This window comes from Enterobacter sp. 6722112, from assembly GCF_058661685.1.
The window spans coordinates 2,897,791-2,922,909 of the sequence record NZ_JBZWGR010000007.1; the positions used below are offsets into that span (position 1 = coordinate 2,897,791).

At 55.8% G+C, this 25,119-nt stretch carries 28 protein-coding genes; 6 read left to right on the forward strand and 22 right to left on the reverse strand.

The window, feature by feature from the left end; translation table 11 throughout:
• Nucleotides 1-58 precede the first annotated feature (58 nt).
• Nucleotides 59-2,200, forward strand: a complete 2,142-nt coding sequence (pta, locus tag AC4OVU_RS15250) for a phosphate acetyltransferase (RefSeq protein ID WP_017383435.1) — start codon at nucleotides 59-61, stop codon at nucleotides 2,198-2,200.
• 114 nt (nucleotides 2,201-2,314) lie between these two features.
• Here the strand turns inward: pta and AC4OVU_RS15255 are convergent, their stop codons facing one another.
• The 5 genes from AC4OVU_RS15255 to AC4OVU_RS15275 all read right to left on the reverse strand — a co-directional run bounded on the left by AC4OVU_RS15255 (nucleotide 2,315) and on the right by AC4OVU_RS15275 (nucleotide 6,296).
• On the reverse strand, nucleotides 2,315-3,268 hold the full coding sequence (locus AC4OVU_RS15255) for a transketolase family protein (RefSeq protein WP_045333682.1): 954 nt from the start codon (nucleotides 3,266-3,268) through the stop codon (nucleotides 2,315-2,317).
• Nucleotides 3,261-4,091 carry a transketolase gene (locus AC4OVU_RS15260; protein ID WP_017692999.1) on the reverse strand — a complete coding sequence of 277 codons (831 nt, stop codon included), beginning with the start codon at nucleotides 4,089-4,091 and terminating at the stop codon, nucleotides 3,261-3,263. Before AC4OVU_RS15260 ends, AC4OVU_RS15255 begins: the two co-directional genes overlap by 8 nt.
• Nucleotides 4,088-5,479, reverse strand: a complete 1,392-nt coding sequence (locus AC4OVU_RS15265; protein WP_017383437.1) for a PTS ascorbate transporter subunit IIC — start codon at nucleotides 5,477-5,479, stop codon at nucleotides 4,088-4,090. Before AC4OVU_RS15265 ends, AC4OVU_RS15260 begins: the two co-directional genes overlap by 4 nt.
• Before the next feature lie 21 nt (nucleotides 5,480-5,500).
• Entirely contained in the window at nucleotides 5,501-5,773 is a 273-nt protein-coding gene (locus AC4OVU_RS15270) for a PTS sugar transporter subunit IIB (protein ID WP_003861447.1), read from the reverse strand.
• 79 nt (nucleotides 5,774-5,852) lie between these two features.
• Nucleotides 5,853-6,296 (reverse strand): PTS sugar transporter subunit IIA, encoded by a 444-nt coding sequence (locus AC4OVU_RS15275; protein ID WP_047717172.1) that lies wholly within the window; start codon nucleotides 6,294-6,296, stop codon nucleotides 5,853-5,855.
• 236 nt (nucleotides 6,297-6,532) lie between these two features.
• Between AC4OVU_RS15275 and AC4OVU_RS15280 the strand changes: the two genes are divergently transcribed.
• Nucleotides 6,533-7,552 carry a LacI family DNA-binding transcriptional regulator gene (locus AC4OVU_RS15280; RefSeq protein ID WP_017383439.1) on the forward strand — a complete coding sequence of 340 codons (1,020 nt, stop codon included), beginning with the start codon at nucleotides 6,533-6,535 and terminating at the stop codon, nucleotides 7,550-7,552.
• Nucleotides 7,553-7,555: 3 nt separating this feature from the next.
• Here the strand turns inward: AC4OVU_RS15280 and yfcD are convergent, their stop codons facing one another.
• From yfcD to yfcF, 3 genes are read right to left on the reverse strand one after another with little or no spacing between them, the layout of a single operon-like run.
• Nucleotides 7,556-8,122 (reverse strand): NUDIX hydrolase YfcD, encoded by a 567-nt coding sequence (gene yfcD, locus AC4OVU_RS15285; protein WP_006811396.1) that lies wholly within the window; start codon nucleotides 8,120-8,122, stop codon nucleotides 7,556-7,558.
• A gap of 55 nt (nucleotides 8,123-8,177) precedes the next feature.
• Nucleotides 8,178-8,729 carry a phosphodiesterase gene (gene yfcE / locus AC4OVU_RS15290; protein ID WP_491928740.1) on the reverse strand — a complete coding sequence of 184 codons (552 nt, stop codon included), beginning with the start codon at nucleotides 8,727-8,729 and terminating at the stop codon, nucleotides 8,178-8,180.
• Between the two features lie 56 nt (nucleotides 8,730-8,785).
• Nucleotides 8,786-9,430 (reverse strand): glutathione transferase, encoded by a 645-nt coding sequence (gene yfcF, locus AC4OVU_RS15295; protein ID WP_110292334.1) that lies wholly within the window; start codon nucleotides 9,428-9,430, stop codon nucleotides 8,786-8,788.
• 140 nt (nucleotides 9,431-9,570) lie between these two features.
• Between yfcF and yfcG the strand changes: the two genes are divergently transcribed.
• The 4 genes from yfcG (at nucleotide 9,571) to AC4OVU_RS15315 (ending at nucleotide 12,096) form a co-directional block, all read left to right on the forward strand.
• Nucleotides 9,571-10,200, forward strand: coding sequence for a GSH-dependent disulfide bond oxidoreductase (gene yfcG / locus AC4OVU_RS15300; RefSeq protein WP_003861434.1), 630 nt, complete (start codon nucleotides 9,571-9,573; stop codon nucleotides 10,198-10,200).
• A 75-nt stretch (nucleotides 10,201-10,275) separates the two neighbouring features.
• Nucleotides 10,276-10,644: a dihydroneopterin triphosphate 2'-epimerase gene (gene folX, locus AC4OVU_RS15305; protein WP_110292333.1), complete on the forward strand. Its 369-nt coding sequence runs from the start codon at nucleotides 10,276-10,278 to the stop codon at nucleotides 10,642-10,644.
• 13 nt (nucleotides 10,645-10,657) lie between these two features.
• A complete protein-coding gene (locus AC4OVU_RS15310; RefSeq protein WP_110292332.1) occupies nucleotides 10,658-11,551 on the forward strand; it encodes a TIGR01777 family oxidoreductase in 894 nt (297 codons plus the stop codon).
• A gap of 44 nt (nucleotides 11,552-11,595) precedes the next feature.
• Nucleotides 11,596-12,096, forward strand: coding sequence for a GNAT family N-acetyltransferase (locus AC4OVU_RS15315; protein ID WP_023295088.1), 501 nt, complete (start codon nucleotides 11,596-11,598; stop codon nucleotides 12,094-12,096).
• A 140-nt stretch (nucleotides 12,097-12,236) separates the two neighbouring features.
• On the opposite strand, the gene hisP is transcribed toward AC4OVU_RS15315, so the two are convergent.
• From hisP to AC4OVU_RS15385, 14 genes are all read right to left on the reverse strand, one after another.
• Nucleotides 12,237-13,010 (reverse strand): histidine ABC transporter ATP-binding protein HisP, encoded by a 774-nt coding sequence (hisP, locus tag AC4OVU_RS15320; RefSeq protein ID WP_003861426.1) that lies wholly within the window; start codon nucleotides 13,008-13,010, stop codon nucleotides 12,237-12,239.
• 9 nt (nucleotides 13,011-13,019) lie between these two features.
• Nucleotides 13,020-13,733, reverse strand: coding sequence for an ABC transporter permease (locus tag AC4OVU_RS15325; protein WP_003861424.1), 714 nt, complete (start codon nucleotides 13,731-13,733; stop codon nucleotides 13,020-13,022).
• Nucleotides 13,730-14,416, reverse strand: coding sequence for a histidine ABC transporter permease HisQ (locus AC4OVU_RS15330; protein WP_015572256.1), 687 nt, complete (start codon nucleotides 14,414-14,416; stop codon nucleotides 13,730-13,732). The genes AC4OVU_RS15325 and AC4OVU_RS15330 overlap by 4 nt, the downstream gene beginning before the upstream one ends.
• 88 nt (nucleotides 14,417-14,504) lie before the next feature.
• A complete protein-coding gene (hisJ, locus tag AC4OVU_RS15335; protein ID WP_003861421.1) occupies nucleotides 14,505-15,287 on the reverse strand; it encodes a histidine ABC transporter substrate-binding protein HisJ in 783 nt (260 codons plus the stop codon).
• A gap of 226 nt (nucleotides 15,288-15,513) precedes the next feature.
• Nucleotides 15,514-16,296, reverse strand: a complete 783-nt coding sequence (gene argT, locus AC4OVU_RS15340; RefSeq protein ID WP_015572255.1) for a lysine/arginine/ornithine ABC transporter substrate-binding protein ArgT — start codon at nucleotides 16,294-16,296, stop codon at nucleotides 15,514-15,516.
• A 290-nt stretch (nucleotides 16,297-16,586) separates the two neighbouring features.
• A complete protein-coding gene (locus tag AC4OVU_RS15345) occupies nucleotides 16,587-17,156 on the reverse strand; it encodes a UbiX family flavin prenyltransferase (RefSeq protein ID WP_110292331.1) in 570 nt (189 codons plus the stop codon).
• Between the two features lie 89 nt (nucleotides 17,157-17,245).
• The gene (purF, locus tag AC4OVU_RS15350; protein ID WP_006811407.1) at nucleotides 17,246-18,763 is read right to left on the reverse strand and encodes an amidophosphoribosyltransferase; all 1,518 of its coding nucleotides are present in this window, start codon (nucleotides 18,761-18,763) and stop codon (nucleotides 17,246-17,248) included.
• Between the two features lie 33 nt (nucleotides 18,764-18,796).
• Nucleotides 18,797-19,285 carry a colicin V production protein gene (gene cvpA / locus AC4OVU_RS15355; RefSeq protein ID WP_000262116.1) on the reverse strand — a complete coding sequence of 163 codons (489 nt, stop codon included), beginning with the start codon at nucleotides 19,283-19,285 and terminating at the stop codon, nucleotides 18,797-18,799.
• Nucleotides 19,286-19,505: 220 nt separating this feature from the next.
• Nucleotides 19,506-20,201 carry a cell division protein DedD gene (dedD, locus tag AC4OVU_RS15360; RefSeq protein WP_017383444.1) on the reverse strand — a complete coding sequence of 232 codons (696 nt, stop codon included), beginning with the start codon at nucleotides 20,199-20,201 and terminating at the stop codon, nucleotides 19,506-19,508.
• On the reverse strand, nucleotides 20,191-21,459 hold the full coding sequence (gene folC, locus AC4OVU_RS15365; RefSeq protein WP_023295092.1) for a bifunctional tetrahydrofolate synthase/dihydrofolate synthase: 1,269 nt from the start codon (nucleotides 21,457-21,459) through the stop codon (nucleotides 20,191-20,193). The genes dedD and folC overlap by 11 nt, the downstream gene beginning before the upstream one ends.
• Nucleotides 21,460-21,529: 70 nt before the next feature.
• Nucleotides 21,530-22,435 (reverse strand): acetyl-CoA carboxylase, carboxyltransferase subunit beta, encoded by a 906-nt coding sequence (accD, locus tag AC4OVU_RS15370; RefSeq protein WP_014884667.1) that lies wholly within the window; start codon nucleotides 22,433-22,435, stop codon nucleotides 21,530-21,532.
• 154 nt (nucleotides 22,436-22,589) lie between these two features.
• On the reverse strand, nucleotides 22,590-23,249 hold the full coding sequence (locus AC4OVU_RS15375) for a DedA family protein (protein ID WP_003861406.1): 660 nt from the start codon (nucleotides 23,247-23,249) through the stop codon (nucleotides 22,590-22,592).
• A 28-nt stretch (nucleotides 23,250-23,277) separates the two neighbouring features.
• Nucleotides 23,278-24,090 carry a tRNA pseudouridine(38-40) synthase TruA gene (gene truA / locus AC4OVU_RS15380; RefSeq protein ID WP_001286071.1) on the reverse strand — a complete coding sequence of 271 codons (813 nt, stop codon included), beginning with the start codon at nucleotides 24,088-24,090 and terminating at the stop codon, nucleotides 23,278-23,280.
• The gene (locus AC4OVU_RS15385; protein ID WP_015572252.1) at nucleotides 24,090-25,103 is read right to left on the reverse strand and encodes an aspartate-semialdehyde dehydrogenase; all 1,014 of its coding nucleotides are present in this window, start codon (nucleotides 25,101-25,103) and stop codon (nucleotides 24,090-24,092) included. Before AC4OVU_RS15385 ends, truA begins: the two co-directional genes overlap by 1 nt.
• Nucleotides 25,104-25,119: the final 16 nt, after the last annotated feature.

Here is a 25,119-nt window from a genome sequence, read left to right on the forward strand (position 1 = left end):
TGCTGGCGGTGCTGTTTTGTAACCCGCCCAACGCGGCGGTAACGAAAGAGGATAAACCGTGTCCCGTACTATTATGCTGATCCCTACCGGAACCAGCGTCGGCCTGACCAGCGTCAGCCTCGGCGTGATCCGCGCTATGGAACGCAAAGGCGTTCGTCTGAGCGTCTTTAAGCCTATCGCCCAGCCACGTGCCGGTGGCGATGCGCCAGACCAGACCACCACCATCGTTCGCAAGAACTCCAATCTGCCAGCGGCTGAACCGCTGAAGATGAGCCACGTTGAATCTCTGCTCTCCAGCAACCAGAAAGACGTGCTGATGGAAGAGATCATTGCCAACTACCACGCAAACGCGCAGGACGCGGAAGTGGTGCTGGTTGAAGGCCTGGTCCCGACCCGTAAACACCAGTTTGCCCAGTCTCTGAACTTTGAAATCGCGAAAACCCTCAACGCAGAGATTGTTTTCGTGATGTCTCAGGGCACGGATACCCCAGAGCAGCTGAAAGAGCGTATCGAACTGACGCGCAGCAGCTTCGGCGGTGCGAAAAACACCAGCATCACCGGCGTGATTGTTAACAAGCTGAACGCGCCAGTAGATGAGCAGGGCCGTACGCGTCCTGACCTGTCCGAAATTTTTGACGACTCTTCCAAAGCGAAAGTCATTAAAGTTGACCCGGCTAAGTTGCAGGATTCCAGCCCGCTGCCAGTTCTGGGCGCGGTGCCATGGAGCTTCGATCTGATTGCCACCCGTGCAATCGATATGGCGCGCCACCTGAACGCCACCGTGATCAACGAAGGCGATATCAACACCCGCCGCGTGAAGTCCGTAACTTTCTGCGCACGTAGCATTCCACACATGCTGGAGCACTTCCGTGCAGGTTCCCTGCTGGTAACCTCCGCAGACCGTCCGGACGTGCTGGTTGCAGCCTGTCTGGCCGCGATGAACGGCGTGGAGATCGGCGCGATCCTGCTGACCGGTGCCTACGAGATGGACCCACGCGTAAGCAAGCTGTGCGAACGTGCGTTCGCCACTGGCCTGCCAGTCTTCATGGTGAACACTAACACCTGGCAGACCTCCCTGAGCCTGCAAAGCTTCAACCTCGAAGTGCCGGTTGATGACCACGAGCGTATCGAGAAAGTTCAGGAATACGTTGCGGGCTACATCAACGCAGACTGGATCGAATCCCTGACGGCGACCTCCGAGCGCAGCCGTCGTCTGTCTCCTCCAGCCTTCCGTTACCAGCTGACCGAGCTGGCGCGTAAAGCGGGCAAACGCGTGGTTCTGCCAGAAGGCGACGAACCACGTACCGTTAAAGCGGCAGCCATCTGTGCAGAGCGCGGTATCGCGACCTGTGTGCTGCTGGGTAACCCGGATGAGATCAACCGCGTTGCGGCGTCTCAGGGCGTTGAGCTCGGCGCGGGCATCGAAATCGTTGATCCTGACGTGGTCCGCGAAAGCTACGTTGCCCGTCTGGTTGAGCTGCGTAAGAACAAAGGCATGACCGAAGCCGTTGCGCGCGAGCAGCTGGAAGACAACGTGGTGCTGGGTACGCTGATGCTGGAGCAGGACGAAGTTGACGGTCTGGTTTCCGGTGCGGTTCACACCACCGCGAACACCATCCGTCCACCGTTGCAGCTGATCAAAACTGCACCGGGCAGCTCTCTGGTCTCCTCCGTGTTCTTCATGCTGCTGCCTGAACAGGTTTACGTTTACGGCGACTGCGCGATCAACCCGGACCCAACCGCAGAGCAGCTGGCAGAAATCGCTATCCAGTCTGCGGACTCCGCGATTGCCTTCGGTATCGAACCACGCGTCGCGATGCTCTCCTACTCCACCGGCACCTCTGGTGCAGGTAGTGACGTAGAGAAAGTCCGTGAAGCGACCCGCATTGCACAGGAAAAACGTCCGGATCTGATGATCGACGGCCCGCTCCAGTACGATGCCGCGGTAATGGCTGACGTGGCGAAATCCAAAGCGCCGAACTCGCCGGTTGCAGGTCGCGCTACCGTGTTCATCTTCCCGGATCTGAACACCGGTAACACCACCTATAAAGCGGTACAGCGTTCAGCAGACCTGATCTCCATCGGGCCAATGCTGCAAGGCATGCGCAAACCTGTGAACGACCTGTCCCGTGGTGCGCTGGTTGACGATATCGTCTACACCATCGCGCTGACCGCGATCCAGTCTTCGCAGCAGCAGTAATTGTAAGGTCTTGCCGGATGTCGCTTCGCTTATCCGGCCTACAGGACCGTAGGCCCGGTAAGCGCGAGCGCCACCGGGCAACAAAAAGGCGACCACAAATGGTCGCCTTTTTTATTACAGCAGCTCCCGCGCCGCCGACACAATGTCATGTGCCGTCAGGCCATACTCCTTCTGCAAGAAGTCCTGCGTACCCACCTGACCATACCGTTCCTTCACCCCCACCCGCCGCATAGGCACCGGACAGGTTTCCACCAGCACTTCCGCCACCGCCGACCCCAGCCCGTTGTGAATGCTGTGATTTTCGCAGCTCACAATACGCCCGGTTTTCTCGGCATAGTTTTTCACCAGCATCCGATCGATGGGCTTCAGGGTAAACATGTCGATGACCGCTGCGCTTACCCCCTCCTGCTCCAGCTGGCGCGCCGCCTCCAGCGCTTCCGCCACCATAATGCCGTTAGCAATCAGGGTAATATCGGTTCCCTCGCGCAGCACGTTGCCCTTGCCGATGGTGAAGGTTGACCCCGGGGCATACACGCTCGGCGCCTGTTTACGGATGGTCCTTACCCAGTAAAAGCCTTCCAGGTCAATGAGCTGACGCAGCACATCTTCGAACATCACCGCATCGGTCACCTCCAGCACCACTGAATGCGCCAGACCGCGCACGATGCCCATATCCTCAAACGACATATGCGTCCCGCCGTTGTGACAGGCCGTCACGCCCGCATCCGAGGCAATCACCTTCACGTTATTGCGCTGGTAGTCCAGGGACATAAACAGCTGGTCGAAGCAGCGACGGCTGGCAAAGGCGGTAAAGGTATGGACGAACGGCTTACGTCCGGTGAGCGACAGCCCGGCGGCCGTCCCAATCACGTTGGCCTCCATAATTCCGCAGTTGATGACGTGCTGTGGGTAATCACGCGCTACGCCGTCCATCGCCATCGAACTCATCAGATCCGCTTCGAGCGCAATGATCTCGCTCCCGGCCTCAATCTGTTTTGCCACAAAACCCGCGTAGACCTTACGCATCTCAACGGCATCTTTCTGTCCTGTCGGTGCAACCTTAATCATGTGAAGCCTCCAGTTGGCGAATCGTCTCGTTAAGCGCCGCTTTGCTCTCCTCGGTTAATCGCAGGTGATGCGAGTTGCTGAGCTGTTCCAGATATGGCACCCCCTGCCCTTTGATGCTGTCGAGGATCACCACCCGCGGACGCGCATCGGCCTCAGGGATCGGCTCGGTCACCTCCAGCAGCGCCGGAATGTCATCCCCTTTCACCGTCACTACGTCAAAACCAAAGGCGCGGAATTTGCCTTCCAGGTCGAAGGCGCTGATGATTTCGTCCAGCTCGCCGTCGAGCTGCTGTTTGTTCCAGTCCACGAATACCGTCAGGTTGTTCAGTCGATGGTGAGCGATAAACTGGAAGGCTTCCCAGCACTGCCCTTCATTCAGTTCTCCGTCGCCAACGATGCAAAACACCCGGTTTGGCCTTCCTGCCAGCTTGTGCGACAGCGCCATGCCGCCAGCGATGGAGATCCCCTGCCCCAGTGAACCGGTGGTGGCATCCACGCCGCGTGTTTTCAGGCGATCCGGGTGACTTGGCAGACGCGTCCCGTTCTGGTTCAGCGTGCTCAGCTCTTCAATCGGGAAGTAGCCCTTAATCGCCAGCGTGCTGTACAGCGCCGGCCCCGCATGGCCTTTCGACAGCACAAAGTAATCGCGCTCTGGCCAGTCCGGATCGGCCGGGTCAATTTTCATCACCGCGCCGTACAGAACGGCCAGCGTTTCAACGACTGACATGCTGCCACCGTAGTGACCAAAACCCAGCTGCGTAAGGGATTTCAGCGTCTCAAGGCGGATCTGACGCGCCAGGTCGGTTATTTCATTCTCATTCATGATTTGGCTCCGGGGTTTTCCTGCGCGTTACCGCTGGCAGGTTTGTTTTTAGCGAAGACGTTGTAGGCCACCAGCAGCGCGAACAACACAACAACCAGTCCGGTGATGGCAAGCGGCGACAGGAAGCGTGCCAGGTTGCCCAGCACAATCCCGACCGCACCAAAATCAGCGTCCGAGAAGGTCGTATTCGCAAAGCCAATTGCGCCCAGAACAGGCAGCAGCAGGACCGGGAGGAAGGTGATCAGCAGGCCGTTAGCAAACGCGCCAATCATCGCCCCGCGACGTCCGCCAGTGGCGTTACCAAACACGCCTGCTGTCGCACCGGTGAAGAAATGCGGCACAACGCCCGGGAGGATCAGCACCCAGCTAAACTGACCGCAGATGAACAACCCAACAATCCCGCCGAGGAAGCTAAACAGGAAGCCAATCAGCACCGCGTTTGGCGCATACGGGTAGACTACCGGGCAGTCCAGCGCAGGCCGCGCATTGGGCACCAGTTTTTCCGAGAAGCCGGTAAAGGCCGGGACGATTTCCGCCAGAATCAGGCGCACGCCCTGCAAGATGATGAACACGCCTGCCGCGAAGGTGATGGCCATAATGATGGCGTACACCAGGTAGTTCTGGCCGCCGCTGAAGGTGGCCTCCACGTACTCACGTCCGGCGCTCACCGCCATGATCAGGTAGATAATCATCATGGTAAGGGAGATGGAGATTGAACTGTCACGCAGGAAGCTAAGGTTCTTCGGCAGGTTCATCTCTTCGGTGGAGCGCGAGCCTTTCCCGACCTTGCTGCCAATCCAGCCGGACAGCACGTAGCCCAGCGTACCGAAATGACCGAAGGCGATCTCATCGTTGCCGGTAATACGCTTCATATAGCGCTGCGCAATCGCCGGGAAGAAGGCCATAATCAGGCCGAGGATCAACGAACCGGTAAAGACCAGCCCGACCCCCTCGAAGCCTGCAACCGTCAGGATCACGCCGATCATGCATGCCATGTAGAAGGTGTGATGCCCGGTGAGGAAGATGTACTTCAGGCGGGTAAAGCGCGCAACAATAATATTCGCCACCATCCCGAAGGCCATAATGAGCGCGGTGGAAGCGCCATATTTTTCCAGGGCAATCGACACAATAGCTTCATTGTTGGGAATAATGCCCTGAATATTAAAGGCGTGCTCAAACATACCGCCGAGCGGATTTAAAGAGCCCACCAGCACAGTTGCGCCGCCGCCCAGTACAATAAAGCCGAGAATGGTTTTAATTGTGCCTTTTACCACATCCGAAAAGGCTTTTTTCTGCGCCACAAGACCAATCAGAGCAATTAACCCGACCAGCACTGAAGGGACTTTTAAAATATCAACAACGAAATTCAGCGTTTCAAGGATAAACATATCCACCTCGCCTTATCAGGATTATTGTCTTTCGAACCAGGCGCGCAGCTGCGCTTCGAGTTCGTTGATATCGATGATATTGTTGATTACCACCAGCTGGCTTTCCGGCACGCTGGCGCTGGCGGCAATGTCTTTCGCCATTACAAACAGGTCCGCCGCGCCCGGCGTGGCCGAGGAGAGATCGGAGTGTTCAACCTCGGCCTCAATTTCCAGTTTTTTGAGCACCTTTTTAATATTCATTTCGACCATAAAACTGCTGCCCAGGCCGGAGCCGCAAATAGCCATGATTTTCATTGTTATCCCCTTTTTTAAGTAGAGTACGCCCCATCACGCTGACGCGTAATGTTGAGATGAATCGGATTAAATAATTAAATCAGAAGCGATTGATAACGGTTTTTATCTCCTCCAGCGTATTCGCCCGATGTAATTCAGCCATATCTTCGTCGCTGGAAAATAATTCCGCTAAGGCTGAGATCATTTCGATATGGCTATGCTTGTCCGGTGCCGCCAGCATCACAATCACATCGACGGGGTCAAACTCACCGGCACCAAAAGAGACGCCCCGTTTCAGCTTTAATAATGACAGGCCAAGTCCTTTCGCCCCTTCTTCCGGTCGCGCATGTGGCATTGCCAGCCCTGGAGCCAGCACATAGTAGGGACCTAACGTCTGGTGCTGCTCGATGATAGCCGTGACATATTCCGGCGCAATGACCTGCAAATCCAGCAGCGGTTTCGCGCACAGTTCCAGCGCCTGGGGCCAGCTTTCAACGCTATCCTGTAGGATGATGGTTGTATCATATATCCACTTTTTGAGCATTTTTCACTCCCGCTAAAGACCAGACATGGGCAAACTCTATTCAACCCATCAATCAATGACTGCGATCGCGATCACAAAGATAGCGCTACCAACGACTAACATGCAGAACTGTGATAGCGCTATCAAATTGCTATCATGGTGCGAAATCACAGCAAAAAAAGGGATTTAAGGCGTATACTGCCTGTCACGTAAAATGAAGGATGAAACTGAATCGCGTCCTGTCAGCAGGAAGATGTATGTCTTTAACCCGAAAACGGCGCAGTACCGGAAAAGTAACGCTCGCGGATGTCGCACAGCTTGCCGGCGTAGGCACGATGACTGTTTCCCGTGCCCTCCGCACGCCCGAACAGGTTTCCGATAAACTGCGTGAAAAAATTGAAGCCGCGGTGCAGGAGCTGGGTTATATGCCCAATCTTGCCGCCAGCGCACTGGCATCGGCGTCGTCATGGACGATCGCGATGGTAGTTCCCAATCTTTCCGAAGCTGGCTGTTCCGAGATGTTCGCCGGGCTACAGCAGGTGCTCCAGCCAGCCGGATATCAGATCATGCTGGCGGAATCTCAGCATCGTCTTGAACAGGAAGAGAAACTGCTCGAAACGCTGCTGGCCTCGAATATCGCCGCGGCGATACTGCTCAGCGTCGAGCACTCCGATACCGTACGCCACTGGCTGAAAAACGCCTCTATCCCGGTGATGGAAATGGGTGCAATGCGTGCCGATCCGATTGATATGAATATCGGGATTGATAACGTCGCCGCCATGTATGAACTTACCGAGATGGTGATTCAGCGTGGCTACCAGAATATCGGCCTGCTGTGCGCTAACCAGGAGCAGTGGATTTTTCAGCAGCATTTGCAGGGCTGGTACAAGGCGATGCTGCGCCACCACCTGTCGCCGAACAGAGTGATTAATGCCGCCATGCCGCCGAACTTCTCCACCGGCGCGGCACAACTGCCAGAGTTCCTGCTGGCGTGGCCGGAACTGGATGCGCTGGTGTGCGTATCAGATGAACTGGCCTGCGGCGCGCTGTATGAGTGCCAGCGTCGACGCATCAAAGTGCCGGACGATTTAGCGGTCGTGGGCTTTGGCGACAGCGACGTCAGCCGCGTCTGCCAGCCGCCGCTGACAACGATGGCAGTACCGCATCGCAAGATTGGGATTGAAGCCGGGAAAGCGTTACTGGAACGTCTGAATGACGGAGACTGGCGCGATCATAAACCCATCGCGTCCAGCCTGTGTCTGCGGGAAAGCTGTTAAGGCTTACTCAGCCTCTTCCTCTTTTTCCGCCTTATTTTCCGGTTTAGCGGATTCGTTTTTGGCGTTGCGGGTCATCCACAGCGCCAGCGCTTTAAGGGAATCGGGCGTGAACTCGTCGCAACGCGCAGTGATCTCTTCCGGCGTCATCCAGCACACTTCGCTCACTTCCTCTTCCTGCAAGGCGAAAGGTCCGTGGGAAACGCAGCTGAACAGCCCGCCCCAGACGCGACAATGTTCATCTTCGAAATAAAATTGCCCGTGCTCGGCAAACGGCACGCCAGCGATACCTAACTCTTCTTCCGCTTCACGACGCGCGGAATCCAGCAATACTTCATCGGCCTGCACAACGCCACCCGCTGTGGCATCCAGCATACCAGGAAGAAAATCTTTGGTGTCGGTGCGACGCTGGACCAGAATCTTGCCCATGCCGTCATGAACAACGATGTAAGTCGCGCGGTGACGCAGACGCTCCGCACGCATTTGTTCGCGGCTGGCCTGCGCGATCACTTCATTCTCTTCGCTGACAATGTCAACCCACTCAGTACTTGCCAAATGATTCTGCTCCACCATCGGGAAACCTTCTCGTCTAAGCGCTCTTTCGGCGCGTTTGCAGTTGTGGTGTAACTTACGGATTAATCGCTATCTGCGCAATAACTTGCTGATCATTAAGTGCGATAACGCTTAATGTCCCGTCTTCATACATGCCGTAGCTTGCCGGATTGCCGCCTTTAGGAATGCTGACAGACCCGGGATTAAAGTGATAAAACGCCCCGCGTTTTTCCGCCACCGGAATATGAGTATGACCATAAACCAGGACATCGCCAGCGGCGAGTGACGGCAGGTTATCCGGGCCGAACAGGTGCCCGTGGGTCAGGAACAAACGGCTGTTTTCCATCAACACCTGTTGACAGGGAGCGGTGATGGGAAAATGCAGCAGCATCTGGTCAACTTCGCTGTCACAGTTGCCGCGAACGGCGATAATGCGCGAGGCAAAATGATTAAGTTTTTCCGCCACCTGCGCGGGAGCGTAGCCTTCCGGCAACGCATTGCGTGGACCGTGGTTTAACACGTCGCCCAGGATCACCAGCCATTGCGCTCCGCTTTGGGCGAACAGAGAAAGCACGCGTTCGGTCGCGGGCAGCGATCCATGAATATCCGACGCAAACATCAGTTTCATCAGTTACTCCTCAGGAATTCAGACTGCCCCTATCATACCTCAAGCGCCCCGTCTTATCAGCCCGCGCGCTTAGCAGAGAGTGCCAGATAGCGCTGTACCGACGCGCGTTGCCACTGGAATGTGGCGTAATCCACCAGCAGCTGTGGGACGTCATCGCCATTGAGGATCAAGCGATTGAGCATCAGCGCCAGATCGGTGTCGGCAATACACCACTCGCCAAACAGGTTGGGGTTACCCTGCGCCAGCAGCGATGAGGCAGTTTCGATCAGCTTCCGGGCGCTGGATAAGCCTTCCTCGCTGAGGGCGGGCTTTTTGACGCCAGCGAACACCACGTCCGTAGAGCGTTCTGTGCGAATCGGCACCAGGTCGCTACGCAGCCATGCCTGGATCTGGCGGGCGCGGGCGCGCTTTTGCAGATCGTGAGGATAGATGCGTTCCCACTCTGGCGGGGCAAAGCGGTCCTCAAGATACTCGTCAATCGCCGAGGATTCACTCAACTCAAAACCGTCGATCTCCAGCACAGGGACTCGGCGAGTGAGCGCGTAGCCCTGCCACTGGGGCTTCAGATGTTCGCCGCTGTCCAAGTCGACGGTTCTCAGACTAAAAGTAAGCCCCTTTTCTGCCAGCGCCACATAAACGCTCATGACATAAGGAGAAAAAAAGTTCGCATCGGACCACAACGTTATTACAGGCTGGCTCATAACATCCTCATCGGCTGATCGGTTTTCACTCAACATATAATCTCTTTGCCTCGCTGTCACTTGATGAAAACTCACGATTTACAACAAGCACCTATACTGATTTTTTATGGCAACACTATTCGCACTGACAGGAGTTGAGAATGATAGATCTCTATTATGCCCCCACCCCTAATGGCCATAAGATCACCCTCTTTCTCGAAGAAGCCGAAGTGGACTACCGGATCATTCGCGTGGATATCAGTAAAGGCGACCAGTTCCGCCCCGTTTTTCTGGCCATATCGCCCAACAATAAAATTCCGGCCATCATTGATAACCTGCCTTCTGACGGCGGCAAACCGTTAAGCCTGTTTGAGTCTGGAGAGATTTTGCTCTATCTGGCAGAGAAAACCGGCAAGCTCCTGAGCGGTGAATTGCGCGAGCGTCATCACACGCTGCAATGGTTATTCTGGCAGTCGAGCGGCCTGGGGCCAATGCTGGGGCAGAATCACCACTTTACCGCCTATGCGCCGCAGACGATCCCTTACGCCATTGAGCGATATCAGGTCGAAACCCAGCGCCTGTACGGGGTCCTGAACCGTCGGCTGGAAAAATCACCGTGGCTGGGAGGTGAACATTACAGCATTGCAGATATCGCCTGCTGGCCGTGGATTAACACCCATGAACGCCACCGGATCGATCTGGCCACTTATCCGGCAGTGAACAACTGGTTTGAGCGCATCCGGACCCGCCCGGCAACCGAACGCGCCATGCAAAAAATCCATCAGATTTGAGCCTGCGCCCCGTTGGGTGCAGGTGTTCTCCTCATGTATGATGAGGTGAAAATACTGACACGGAGAAGACCTGCAATGCCCCAGCATGACGCTATTATTCGTATAAAAAACTTACGCTTACGCACGTTTATTGGTATCAAGGAGGAGGAGATCGCGAATCGCCAGGATATCGTGGTGAATGTAGTGATCCACTACCCGGCAGACAAGGCGCGCGCCAGCGAAGACATCAATGACGCGCTGAACTATCGCACGATAACCAAAAGCATCATCCAGTACGTTGAGAACAACCGTTTTGCGCTACTGGAAAAATTAACTCAGGATGTGCTCGACATCGCACGCGAACACCACTGGGTCACTTATGCTGAAGTGGAGATCGATAAACTTCACGCCCTGCGCTACGCCGACTCCGTCTCCATGACGTTAAGCTGGCAGCGCCAGGCGTAAACCTGGAGGTTGTATGAAGATCCTGCTCACCGGCGGTACGGGCCTGATTGGTCGCCATCTCATTCCACGTTTGCAGGCGTTGCATCACGACATTACCGTGGTCACGCGCAGCCCGGAGAAAGCGCGCCAGTTGCTGGGCGTCGGCGTTGAGATCTGGAAAGGCCTGGCGGAAAGGCAGGATCTGAACGGCTTTGACGCCGTCATCAACCTTGCTGGCGAACCTATCGCCGATAAACGCTGGACCGAAGAGCAAAAACAGCGTTTATGCAGCAGCCGCTGGAACATGACCGAAAGGCTGGTTGAGCTGATTCGCAACAGCGAGACGCCGCCTTCGGTGCTGATTTCAGGTTCTGCTACAGGCTACTATGGCGATCTCGGTGAAGTGGTGGTGACCGAAGAGGAGCCGCCGCACAACGAGTTTACCCATAAACTCTGCGCCCAGTGGGAGCGCATCGCCTGCGCGGCGCAAAGCGATCGTACCCGCGTCTGCCTGCTGCGCACCGGCGTGGTACTTGCGCCGAAGGGCGGTATTCTCGGTAAAATGCTGCCGCCGTTTAAAATGGGGCTTGGCGGGCCCATCGGCAACGGTCGTCAGTATCTGGCGTGGATCCATATCGACGATATGGTCAACGGCATTCTCTGGCTGCTGGATAACGATCTGCGCGGGCCATTTAACATGGTATCCCCTTACCCCGTACGTAATGAACAATTTGCTCACGCCCTGGGGCATGCCCTGCATCGCCCGGCGGTGCTGCGCGTGCCTGCAACGGCGATTCGTCTGTTGATGGGTGAGTCTTCGGTGCTGGTGCTGGGCGGGCAACGAGCGCTGCCAAAACGGCTGGAAGCGGCCGGGTTCACGTTCCGCTGGTATGACCTGGAAGAGGCGCTGGGGGATATGGTGCAGTGAATATGTTAGAGTTATACGCCATGTCTGGATGAGATGGCGTAACTATGGCAACCATTACCACAACCCGGCTTCACCTCACCCCTTTCGAACCTTCTGACTGGGCGTTCTTCCGCTCTCTGCGTGAAGACCCCGCCATCATGCGCTATATGGCCGCTATCACGCCGGAAAAAGAGACGCGCCGCGTATTTGCCGCGCGCCTGATGGCGGAGCATGTCTTTGTGGTCCGTCTGCATAACGACGTTACGCCGCTCGGGGATATCGGCCTGCAAATCAGTGCGGCGAACCGTGAAGAGGCGGATATTGGCTACACGGTTGTGCCTGCCGCGCAGGGAAAAGGCATTGCCAGCGAGGCGCTGCGCGCGGTGTGCGAGTATGCATTTAACCAGACGGGCGTGAAGGCGATAAACGCGTACGTGCTGGCAGATAACGTTGGGTCGGTGCGGGTCCTTGAGAAAGCGGGTTTTGTGCGCACGCAGGTGCTGGAGAAGGCGTACGAGATTAACGGCGTACGGTATGACGACTGGGTGTATCGGCTAGAGTGTTGAATGCCGGGCGGCACTGCGTTTGCCCGGCCTACGGGTTTTGTAGGCCCGGTAAGCGAAGCGCCACCGGGCAATTGGGCGGCTCTGCGGCCTGATGCCCTCACCCCAGCCCTCTCCCACAGGGAGAGGGAGAAAGGCCAAACCTACTTCAACGAGCCTTTCAGGAACTGCTGCAAGCGCGGGCTTTGCGGGTTCGCCAGCACCTCATCGGGGTGCCCCTGCTCTTCAATTTTCCCCTGATGCAGGAAGATAACGTGGTTAGAAACGTTACGTGCGAAGCCCATCTCGTGCGTCACCACCACCATCGTTTTGCCCTCTTCCGCCAGCTTTTGCATGATGCGCAGTACTTCGCCAACGAGTTCAGGATCCAGCGCAGAAGTCGGTTCGTCAAACAGCAACACTTCCGGCTCCATCGCCAGCGCACGGGCGATAGAAACACGCTGCTGCTGCCCCCCTGACAGGTGCACCGGATATTTGATCTGCTGCCGCTCGTCGATACCCACTTTCGCCAGGTATTTGACCGCACGCTCGCGGGCTTCCTGCTTGCTTAAGCCGAGCACCTGAACCGGCGCTTCCATCACGTTCTCCAGCACCGTCATGTGGCTCCAGAGGTTGAAGTGCTGGAACACCATCGTCAGGCGTGTACGCAGCAGGCGCAGCTGGTTTTTATCCGCCACTTTAAGCTGGCCGTCTTTATCACGGACCATATTAATGTTCTGTCCGCTCACCACAATCGATCCTTCGCTCGGCTTCTCGAGGAAGTTGATGCAGCGCAGGAAGGTACTTTTACCCGAACCTGATGAGCCGATAATACTGATCACGTCGCCCGCGTTAGCCTCCAGCGACACCCCTTTCAGCACTTCATGTTCGCCGTAGCGCTTGTGCAAATCAATTACGTTTAATTTGTTCTCAGCCATCATAAATTCTCAGTGCGTCGACGGTTTTATATGCTGCAACCAGCGTTTTTCAGCCTTACGGAACAGACTGATCAGGACGTAAGAAATGATCAAATAGAGCACTGCCGCAATGCCAAACGCCGTAAACGGCTGGTAGGTGGCAGAGTTAATATCGCGGGCAATCTTTAACAGATCCGGTACCGTGGCGGTAAACGCCAGTGCCGTCGAATGCAGCATTAAAATCACTTCGTTGCTGTAGGCCGGCAGCGCAATACGCAGCGCCGAAGGCAGAATAATACAGCGGTAGAGCTTCACGGACGAGAAGCCGTACGCGCGCGCCGCCTCGATCTCACCGTGCGGCACAGAACGGATGGCCCCGGCGAAGATCTCGGTGGTATAGGCGCAGGTATTGAGGGTCAGCGCCAGCACCGTACAGTTCAGACCGCTGCGGAAGAACGCGTTCAGCATCTCGGTGCCTTTCACGATCTCCAGCGTGTACATCCCGGAATAGAACACCAGCAGCTGCACGTACAGCGGCGTACCGCGAAACACGTAGGTGAATAGCCAGATAGGGAACTGGATAAATTTATTGTTCGACACGCGGCCAATGGCAAGAAACACCGCCAGAATGCCGCCCATTACCACCGAGGAGATCAGCAGCCACAGCGTGATGGCCACGCCAGTAAAGCGGTAGCCATCCGTCCACAGCAGGGATTTCCAGTACTCCTGAATAATCTCAATCACAGGTCAGCCCTCTTCACACCCACGGAGTAGCGACGTTCGAGCAGAAGCAGCACACCATTGGAGACGGTCGTAAAGACCAGATAAATTACGCCGCAGACCACCGCAAAATAGAACGGTTCCCAGGTGCTTTTACCCGCCAGCTGCGTGGCCTTCACCACATCTTCCAGACCCAGCAGGGAGACCAGCGCCGTAGCCTTGAGAATAACCTGCCAGTTGTTACCGATGCCCGGCAGCGCGTAGCGCATCATGGCCGGGAACATGATCCGGCGAAACGTTTGTGAGGAGGTAAAACCGTAGGCGGTCGCCGCTTCAATATGCCCTTTCGGCACGGCCATGTAAGCGCCGCGGAAAGTCTCAGTGAAATAGGCACCGTAGATAAAACCAAGGGTAATAATACCGGCCACCATCGGGTCGATATCGATCTGCTCCATGCCGATGGCATCCGTCACGCCGTTAAGTGCGATTTGCAGGCCGTAAAAGATCAGCAGCATCAGCACCAGGTCAGGCACGCCGCGAATCAGCGTGGTATAGCCTTCAAATATCAGCGCCAGCGGTCTGTTGGCGGATAATTTTGCCCCCGCGCCCGCCAGGCCTATCAGCACCGCCAGCACCACGGAGCTGATAGCCAGCTCAAGGGTGACAAGCGCGCCCTGTAAAATAACGCCAGAAAATCCGTACAGCATACCGCGTGCCCTGTCGTCTCGTGAGTGGTGGAACCGTGTCTTTTCCCCTCCCGCAACGGGAGGGGCCGCACGTTATCAGACGGGGCGATTAGCCGCCGTAAACATTAAAATCGAAGTACTTTTTCGCCAGCTTGTCGTAGGTGCCGTCCGCGCGCATCTCGGCGAACGCTTTGTTCAGGGCTTCACGCAGTTCGTTGTCTTCTTTACGCAGGCCCATACCGGTACCGACGCCAAAGAGTTTTTCGTCCTTAATGGACGGACCGCCGAACTTGTAATCTTTACCCACAGGCTGTTTCAGGAAGCCTTCGCTTGCCGCCACTTCATCCTGGAATGCTGCATCAATGCGGCCTGCCGTGAGGTCTGCGTAGATGTTTTCCTGGCCCTGGTAAGAGACAATTTCAATCCCCTTTGGCGCCCAGTGCTCGTTGCCGTAGGTTTCCTGCGTCGTACCCTGCAACACGCCCACGCGTTTGCCTTTCAGAGATTCAAGGGTTGGCTGAATGTCAGAGGATTTGGCCACCACCAGACGTGAGTCCGCCGCATAGAGTTTGTCCGTGAAGGCAATCTCCTGCTGACGTTTTTCTGTGATGGACAGGGAGGACATGATCACGTCAATTTTCTTCGCTTTCAGGGACGGGATCAGCGCATCCAGCGGGTTTTCAACGTAGGTACATTGCGCTTTAATGCGTTTGCACAGCTCGTTAGCCAGATCGATGTCAAAACCGACCAGTTCCCCCTTCGCATTCTTCGATTCGAAAGGTGCATAGGTTGGGTCAGTTCCAATACGAATTTTCTGCGGAATTGCTGCGAATGCCGCGGTGGCGCTGGAAAAAGCCAGTACCAGAGAAAGTGACAACACCAGTTTTTTCATATCTGTCCTCAACAAACTGTCTTAATACGAGATTTTTACGACGACGGGGTGTTGTTAATGTGCCATTAATCCCCTCATTCAGGCAAAGATTAATGCCTTTGAACGGGAATTTTTGCATTTTAAATGCTTAACTATGCACACAGCGATCCAGTATGGTGCATGTGTTGCACCATACTGGAACATAACCCTGCCTGGATGCACCACTTCAGTGCATCTCATTCAGGCATTAATCACCGTAGACGTTGAAATCGAAGTATTTCTTCGCCAGTTTGTCGTAGGTACCGTCTTTACGCAGCTCATTAAACGCTTTGTCGAAGGCGGCTTTTAGCTCGGTATCATCCTTACGCAGGCCAATACCGGTACCGTCGCCAAAGTATTTTTTGTCTTTTACCGACGGGCCGGCAAAGGCGTACTCTTTACCCGCAGGCTGTTTCAGGAAGCCTTCGCTCGCGGCGACTTCATCCTGAAACGCGGCATCCAGACGGCCTGCCGCCAGGTCAGAGTAGATTAGATCCTGGTTCTGGTAAGCCACAACATCGACGCCCTTCTCGCGCCAGTTAGCATTGGCGTAACCTTCCTGGGTCGAGCCCTGAAGCACGCCAACATGTTTGCCTTTCAGCGAGTCGATGGTCGGCTGGATTGGCGAGCCTTTCGCGGCAATCAGACGTGAGTCGGCAGCGTAGAGCTTCTCAGAGAAAGCGATCTCCTGCTGACGTTTTTCCGTGATGGAGAGAGAAGAGATAATGGCATCAATTTTCTTGGCTTTCAGCGACGGGATCAGCGCGTCAAAGTCACTGCCCACCCATGTGCATTTCACTTCCATGCGTTTGCACATCTCATTTCCCAGATCGATATCAAACCCCACGAAGTCGCCTTTCGCATCCTTGGAGGAGAATGGCGCGTAAGTTGCGTCTGTACCGATACGAACTGTCTGTGGAAGCGCTGCATAGCTACTTGCTGCTGCACTCAAGCCCACGAGCAAAGACAGAGCCAGAACCGTCTTCTTCATACATTTACCCTCAAGAACCGTGATTTTATTATGGTTTATGTTGTGTGTTGTGTTGCAGGCTGTTCTTGCAGGTCTTATGCCACATTGTCGTCGGGTTAAAACTACGACGTTAAATATGTTAATAAAACGTTGCGATACTGCCTTAATGGTGAAAGATAGCAGGTCTGCCGAACGAACCGGAAAGAGAAAAAGGGAAAAAGCGGATTAAATGTCGAGGATATGATCGCGGTTGCAGTTTTGCCCTGAAACAGGGCAAATTGTCTTTTCATGCACCTTGTTTGTGCACAGCTTCACGCCCCCTGCCAGCGGGTAAAGAGATCTTCCGGCAGGTCGATATCGAACTGATCCAGTACGCGGTTAACGGTCTGGTTGATGACATCGTCCAGCGTTTGCGGACGATGATAGAACGCGGGGACCGGCGGCATAATCACGGCCCCCAGTTCGGCTGCTTGCGTCATTAAACGCAGATGTCCCAGGTGCAGCGGCGTTTCCCGCACGCAGAGCACCAGAGGACGACGCTCTTTCAGCACCACATCCGCTGCACGCGTCACCAGCGTGTCGGTATAGCTGTTTACAATGCCGGAAAGGGTTTTAATCGAACAGGGCAAAATAACCATGCCGGCCGTTTTAAACGAGCCCGAAGAGACGCTGGCGGCGATATCGCGGGCATCGTGGACAACGTCAGCCAGGGCCTGAACGTCGCGCAGGGAGAGATCGGTTTCAAGAGAGAGGGTCTGACGCGCCGCCTGGCTCATCACCAGATGGGTTTCTACGCCTGCAACGTCACGCAGCACCTGTAAAAGCCGGACGCCATAAATCGCGCCGCTGGCACCGCTGATCCCTACAATGAGTCGTTTCATGATTTTCGCCCTTGCTGATTTCAGGGCAGACTGTGCAGGATTTTACGGGGAGTTGCAAGTGAGGGCGAGCGCCCTCACCTGCATACGCATCAACCTTCGTTGTGCATCTCTAAGCTTTCGAGATCGTTTTGCAGCTGGACGGCTTTCGCATCGTCGTTACGCAGCGAATCCAGATAGTCGAGATACTGCTGGTCAACGTCTTTCGTTACGTAGATCCCATTGAATACCGAGCATTCGAACTGCTGAATATCCGGGTTCTCGGCGCGCACCGCGTCGATCAGATCGTTCAGATCCTGGAAAATCAGGCCGTCGGCACCGATGATCTGCCGAATTTCGTCTACTTCACGACCGTGAGCAATCAGCTCGTTAGCGGTTGGCATATCAATGCCATACACGTTCGGGAAGCGAATTTCCGGCGCTGCGGAGGCGAGATACACTTTCTTCGCCCCGGCCTCACGCGCCATCTCGATGATCTGCTCAGACGTCGTGCCGCGCACAATGGAATCGTCCACCAGCAGCACGTTCTTGTCGCGGAACTCGGCACGGTTAGCGTTCAGCTTACGACGTACGGACTTACGACGCAGCTGCTGGCCCGGCATGATAAAGGTGCGGCCCACGTAGCGGTTTTTTACGAAGCCCTGACGGTACGGCTTGTCCAGAATACGGGCAATTTCCAGCGCGATATCACAGGAGGTTTCAGGGATTGGGATCACGACATCAATGTCGAGATCGTCCCACTCGCGGGCAATCTTCTCGCCCAGCTTCGTCCCCATGTTGACGCGCGCGCTGTAAACGGAAATCTTGTCGATGAACGAGTCCGGACGCGCGAAGTAAACGTATTCGAACAGGCACGGGTTGCTCACCGGGTTGTCGGCGCACTGACGGGTAAACAGCTGGCCCTTCTCAGTGATGTAGACCGCTTCGCCTGGCGCGACATCACGCAGGAATTCGAAGCCCAGAGTGTCCAGCGCCACGCTTTCGGAGGCAACCATGTACTCGGAACGGCCATCGCCGAGGTCACGTTTGCCGAGCACCAGCGGGCGAATGCCATTTGGATCGCGGAAGGCCACCATGCCATGACCGATGATCATCGCCACGCAAGCGTACGCGCCACGGATCAGGCGGTTAGTCGCGGCAACGGCGGCAAAAATGTTGTCTGCTTCCAGCGGATAATGGCGGAAGTTATCCAGTTCGCTGGCAAAGATATTGAGCAGGATTTCAGAATCAGAGGTGGTGTTAATGTGGCGACGTTTCTCTTCGAACAGCTTTTTACGCAGCTCGTGGGCGTTGGTCAGATTGCCATTGTGGGCAAGCGTGATGCCATACGGGGAGTTAACGTAAAAAGGCTGAGCCTCAGAGGCGCTGGAACTGCCAGCAGTAGGATAACGAACGTGACCGATCCCCATATTACCTTGCAGACGCTGCATATGGCGGGCTTCAAACACATCGTTTACCAGGCCATTCGCCTTGCGTAAACGGAAGCAGTTGTTTGCATCAATGGTGATGATACCCGCAGCATCCTGCCCACGGTGCTGAAGCACCGTTAACGCGTCATAAATCGACTGGTTTACCGGCATGAAACCGGCGATACCGACAATACCGCACATTCGTCTTTTCCTCGTTAAGCCACATCTCAGGGTTTATGCCCTGGGCAAGAAACTCGACGAGCTTTGCAGATAGTCAAAGAACCATCTGATAATGAAGCTGAACTCCGGAATGAGCTGCGATTTTTGCCAGTCTTCACTTTTGGAGAACCCGGTAAAGGTATCCAGGAAGAACAGGATCGCGGCCACAATGAGCACGCCTCGCAACGCGCCGAAACAGATGCCGAGTACCCTGTCCGTTCCTGACAGACCGGTTTTCTCGACCAGCTGACCTATCACGTAATTGACGATAGCGCCGACAATCAGCGTCGCGATAAACAGCACCGCGATGGCGATTCCGTTTCGGACCAGTTCATCTTCAAAGCCCGTGAACCAGACAGACAGGTAAGTGTAGTAATGACTGGCAACAAAGAAAGCACAACCCCAGGTTACCAGCGATAACGCTTCACGAACAAAGCCACGGATCAGGCTAACCAGACAGGAAAAACCAATCACCGCAATGATGGCGTAATCAATCCAGACCATATGTGTCCCACGATTAAACGCCCTGTCATCCAGTTCGGGGCGAATTCTAACAGAAAAAGAAAACGTTTGCGTAGGGATTTCCTTCCCACGCGTAAATAAAAAAGGCGCTGAAAAAATGCTCAACGCCACCGCACCGTTGACGTTTCTGTGAACGTCTGCCTCCCCCTCACCCCGGCCCTCTCCCTCAAGGGAGAGGGTTAGGGTGAGGGGGTAATTTCTATCAGTTTGCGCTGTAGTTCATCACCACACCGCTCAGGCCGGAGATTTGCTTCAGCTCGCCAAGCGAACCTTTGAGCTTATCTTTAGACGCATCCGGCCCCACGAGGATACGGGTAATTTTACCCTGTACCGGCGTGGTGGGTGAAGTATAAACACGGTATCCCGCGCCGCGCAGTTTACTCACGATCTCATTGACCTTATCTGCATTTTTCAACGCACCGAGCTGAACGACATAGGCTTTACCCGTAGGGGCGGCCTCCTGCTGGGTCTGTTTGGCCGGTGGCGGCGTTTCCGTTGCCGCAGCCAGCTGCTCGTCGGCTTTGTCACGCTGCGGTTTAGGCTGCGTTTTCTCTACCGGCTTCGGTTTTTCAACCGGTTTGGGTTGCTCTACCGGTACAGGATCGATTTCAACGTTGTTATTCGCGGCCAGACGCGACGGATCAAGAGACGGCGCGGCTGCATCACCTGCGCGCACCTCTTCCGCTGCACCTTCTGGCGGCTGGGCAGGCAGCGCCTGCGTTGCCGCTGGCAGCATATCGGGCTCGTCGCGATCGCCCGGTTTGGGTACCAGCGGAATGGCCGCAAATTCATCCTGGTAATGCTTTTTTTGCCCGTCGAGCAGTCCCGGGAGAATAATCACCCCGAGCGCGACCAGCACAATGGTTCCTGTTAAACGGTTCTGAAACTTACTCGCCACCGGTTCTCCCCGCGTCCATCACTTCCATGACATGTGCCACCGTGTGGAATGACCCACACACCAGCACGGTATCTTCTGGTTTAGCCTCCGCCATCGCGGCACGCCAGGCCGAAACCACACTGCTGTAGATTTCGCCTTTACCGAGATGTTCCATCAACTGCTCAGCAGTCGCGCCGCGCGGCCCTTCCAGAGGAGCACAATACCAGCTATCGACCACACTCTCCATGCAGGCCAGCGTGCCGCCGATATCTTTATCATGAAGCATACCGATAACCGCCAGCACGCGCCCGGTTTTTGGTAACGATTTGAGACGTCCTGCGAGGTACGCCGCCGCATGCGGGTTATGTGCAACATCCAGAATCAGACGCGGTGACTCACTCACAATCTGAAAACGTCCCGGTAACAGTGCGTTCTGAATGCCGTCGCGGATCGCCTGCTCACTTACCGCTAATCCGCTGGCGCGCAGGGCTGCCAGCGCAGTCGCCGCGTTAGGCTGTGGCACCTGCGGCAGGGGCAGATTCTCCAGCACGCCCTGCGCATCGCTGAAGCGCCAGCCTTTGTCCTGCACCTCATACTGCCAGTCCACGCCGCGACGCAGCAGACGAGCGCCCTTCTCTTTCGCTACCTCAGCAATGGTATGCGGCATGTCCGGTTCGCCTACCACGGCAGGCTTATTGGCCCGGAAAATACCGGCCTTCTCACGGCCAATGCTCTCGCGGTCCGGGCCCAGCCAGTCGGTGTGATCCAGCGCGATGCTGGTGACGACGGCGACATCCGCATCCACCATATTGGTGGCATCCAGACGCCCGCCCAATCCCACTTCCAGGATCACCACGTCCAGCTGCGCCTGCTTAAACAGCCACAGCGCCGACAGGGTGCCGTATTCGAAATAGGTTAATGAGGTTTCGCCGCGCGCAGCTTCGATAGCGGCAAACGACGCCGTATGGGCGGATTCCGCCAGCTCGGTGTTTTGCACGCGCACGCGCTCGGTATAACGCACCAGATGCGGCGAGCTGTAAACGCCAACCTTGTACCCCGCCGCCATCAGGACAGATTCCAGCGTGCGGCAGGTGGTGCCTTTACCGTTAGTGCCGGCCACGGTAAATACGAAAGGCGCGGGTTTCAACACGTCAAGACGCGCGGCAACCTGGCTTACGCGCTCAAGGCCCATGTCGATAGTTTTACTGTGCAGGTTTTCCAGATAAGAAAGCCACGCGGCCAGGGGCGACGTGGCTTGAGGAATGCTTTTATTTTCCATGATGCCCGGTTGTCATTAACGGTTTAGAAAGCAAAAGGGCAGCGCCATTCGGCCCTGCCCTTTTCAGTTATCAGGCCTCGGGTTCCTGATCCGGTACCACCACGCCTTCGCGCGGCTCGTCCGGGTTCGGCGCCGGCAGATTCATCAGCTTCGCCAGGACGCTTGCCAGTTTCAGGCGCATTTCCGGACGGCGGACGATCATGTCGATGGCGCCCTTCTCAATGAGGAACTCACTGCGCTGGAAGCCCGGCGGCAGTTTCTCACGTACGGTCTGCTCGATAACGCGAGGACCCGCAAAGCCGATCAGCGCTTTTGGCTCAGCGATGTTCAGGTCGCCCAGCATCGCGAAGCTTGCAGAAACGCCGCCCATGGTTGGATCGGTCAGTACCGAGATGTACGGCAGACCGCGCTCCTGCATTTTCGCCAGCGCCGCAGAGGTTTTCGCCATCTGCATCAGGGACATCAGCGCTTCCTGCATACGTGCGCCACCGGAGGCGGAGAAGCAGATCAGCGGGCAGTTGTCTTCCAGCGCCTGCTCAACGGCACGCACGAAGCGCGCGCCAACCACAGAGCCCATTGAGCCGCCCATAAAGGAGAACTCAAACGCGGCGGCAACCACCGGCATCTCGTGCAGGGTGCCTTTCATAACGATCAGCGCGTCTTTCTCGCCGGTCTCTTTCTGTGCAGAGGCCAGACGATCTTTGTATTTTTTGGAGTCGCGGAACTTAAGCACATCTTTTGGCTCCAGTTCGCTGCCCAGTTCTACCAGAGAACCTTCGTCCAGCAGGCTATGCAGGCGGTTGCGCGCCGACATACGCATATGGTGGTCACACTTCGGACACACCTCAAGATTGCGTTCCAGCTCTGCGCGATACAGAACCTGGCCGCAGCTATCACACTTCGTCCATACCCCTTCAGGAATGCTCGCTTTACGCGTTGGGGTAATGTTGCTTTTAATTCGTTCAATCCAGCTCATTGATAACCTTTCTGCCTGAACCTGGTCGTATGCCAGTTTTGCTGTAAGAGGCGAATAATGCCATTTTTGCCTCCAACAGACCATGAATGTTGCACATTAAAACATAACAGCCCGAAACTTTGGATAAAAAAGTGGTCGAACCGCCAGCGTGCATTTACTTCGCTTGCTTTGCCGCCGCGCGTTTGTGACGGATAATTTCGATGACGCCAGGCAGTACAGAAAGCACAATAATCGCTACAATCAGTAACTTAAGGTTTTCCTGAACCACCGGCAGATCGCCAAACAGGTAGCCTGCATAGGTGAACAGCAGCACCCACAGCAGCGCGCCCACCACGTTGTACATGGCAAAATGACGATAGGACATGTGACCCATTCCCGCCACAAACGGTGCAAATGTACGCACAATAGGCACAAAACGGGCAAGGATAATGGTCTTACCGCCATGGCGCTCATAGAACGCATGGGTCTTATCTAAATAACTGCGGCGGAAAATCTTCGAATCCGGATTACTGAACAACCGCTCGCCAAACACCCGCCCGATGGTGTAATTGACCGCATCACCAACAATCGCGGCGATGATCATCAGGACCACCATCAGATGGACATTCAGGTCATTCGTTGGCAGTGCGGATAACGCGCCCGCCACGAACAGCAGTGAATCTCCCGGCAGGAACGGCGTAACCACAAGGCCGGTTTCACAGAACAGAATGAGGAACAGAATGGCGTACACCCAGACGCCGTACTGCGCGACCAGCTCCGCCAGATGAACATCAATATGCAGGATGAAATCAATCAGAAAACGTATTACGTCCATATTGTCTAAGCCCTAATTGCACCTTTGTTTAGTCCGCTAAAAACAGCGGGCCCATTGGCGGTTTTGGCAGGTCGAACCGGTCCGGATAATCCACCGAAACCAGATACAGCCCTTCCGCTTTCGCCGTTGCTGCCGCAAGCGTTCTGTCCTTCGCTGCCAGCAGTTCTGCAATCCAGCTCTCCGGCTGGTGTCCGGCGCCCACTTCCATCAGGCTGCCTACAATATTCCGCACCATATGATGTACAAAGGCATTGGCTTTGATATCCACCACCACATACGCGCCATAACGACTGACGTTAATGTGCATGACGTTACGCCACGGCGTACGGGACTGACACTGCACCGCACGAAACGACGTAAAATCATTCTCTCCAATCAGACACTGCGCCGCACGCTGCATACGTTCTGCATCCAGCGGTTCATAAAAATGCGTCACGCCCTGGCTTAACACCGCCGGGCGCAGGCGCTGGTTATAGATGACATAACGGTAGCGCCGCGCCGTCGCGCTGAAACGCGCGTGAAAATCATCCGGCACAGCTTTCACCCAACGCACGGCAATGTCACCAGGCAAATTCGCATTTACACCCAGCGTCCAGGCCGCGTCTTTGCGCACGGCGGTGGTGTCAAAATGCACCACCTGCCCCGTGCCGTGAACGCCGGCATCGGTGCGGCCCGCACAGAAGACGCTTATCGGTTCATTCGCCACCTGAGAGAGCGCTTTCTCCAGCTTCTCCTGAACGCTGCGCACCTCATTCTGCCGCTGCCAGCCATAGTATTTACTGCCATCGTATTCAATGCCGAGGGCAATTCTGTGGACCGGCTTTTGTTCCACATCTGACATCAGTACAGATACTCCTGCACCAGTTTTTCCGCGATTTTGACCGCCATCAGCGCGCCGCCAAAACGCACGTTGTCGGCAACGGACCAGAACTGCACCTGCTCCGGCATACCGTAATCGTTACGCACGCAGCCCACAGAGAGATGTGCGCTGCCGGTGGCGTCGCCCACCTGCGTCGGGAATTCGCTCTCTTCGGACAGGACAATGTCCTCACCGCGGCCAAACGCATCGCGCGCTTCTTCAGCCGCCAGCGGACGCAGGGCTTCAAAGCCGACCATCTGCGCATGGCCGTAAAAGACCGGAGACTGCACGACATTCGCGGAGATCATCAGCCCGTCATCCTGCAAAATTTTGCGTGCTTCATCGACGATACGACGCTCTTCCCGCACCGAACCTTCACGATCCGGCAGCAGCGGCAGCATGTTGAACGCCAGCTGGCGGCCAAAGAAATCATCTTCGTCGATCGGGATACCGTTCAGCAGCTTCGCGCTCTGCCCTGCCAGTGCGTCTACGGCTTTTTTACCGTTAGCGGAGGCTGACAGCAGGCTGGTCACGGAAATACGCGACAGGCCACCGTCGTCGATCAGCGGCTTCAGCGCGGTCAGCAGCTGGCTGGTGAGGCTGTTCGGTACTGCAATGATGTTGCGGTTGCGGTAGTCAGCCAGCACAAACGGGTTAACGTCCGGCACCACCAGCGGCACATCCGGCTCCAGGGAGAACAGGCCGCTCAGGTCGATCACCAGACAGCCTGAATTTGTCGCTTCTTCAATGTAAGATGCCGTGGCTTCCGCCCCTGCGGCAAAAAACGCCAGCTGAGCCTGCGTCCAGTCAAACGCGGCGGCATCCTGCACCATCACGGATTTGCCGCCGAAACGCAGATGTTCTCCTGCGCTGTCGGTACGCGCCAGTGCGTAAATCTCACCCACCGGGAACTGACGCTCAGCAAGGGTTTCAAGCAGGGCTTCGCCCACGGCGCCAGTGGCACCCAAAATGGCAATGTTCCAGCCTTCAGACATGGTGGTTTACTCCAGA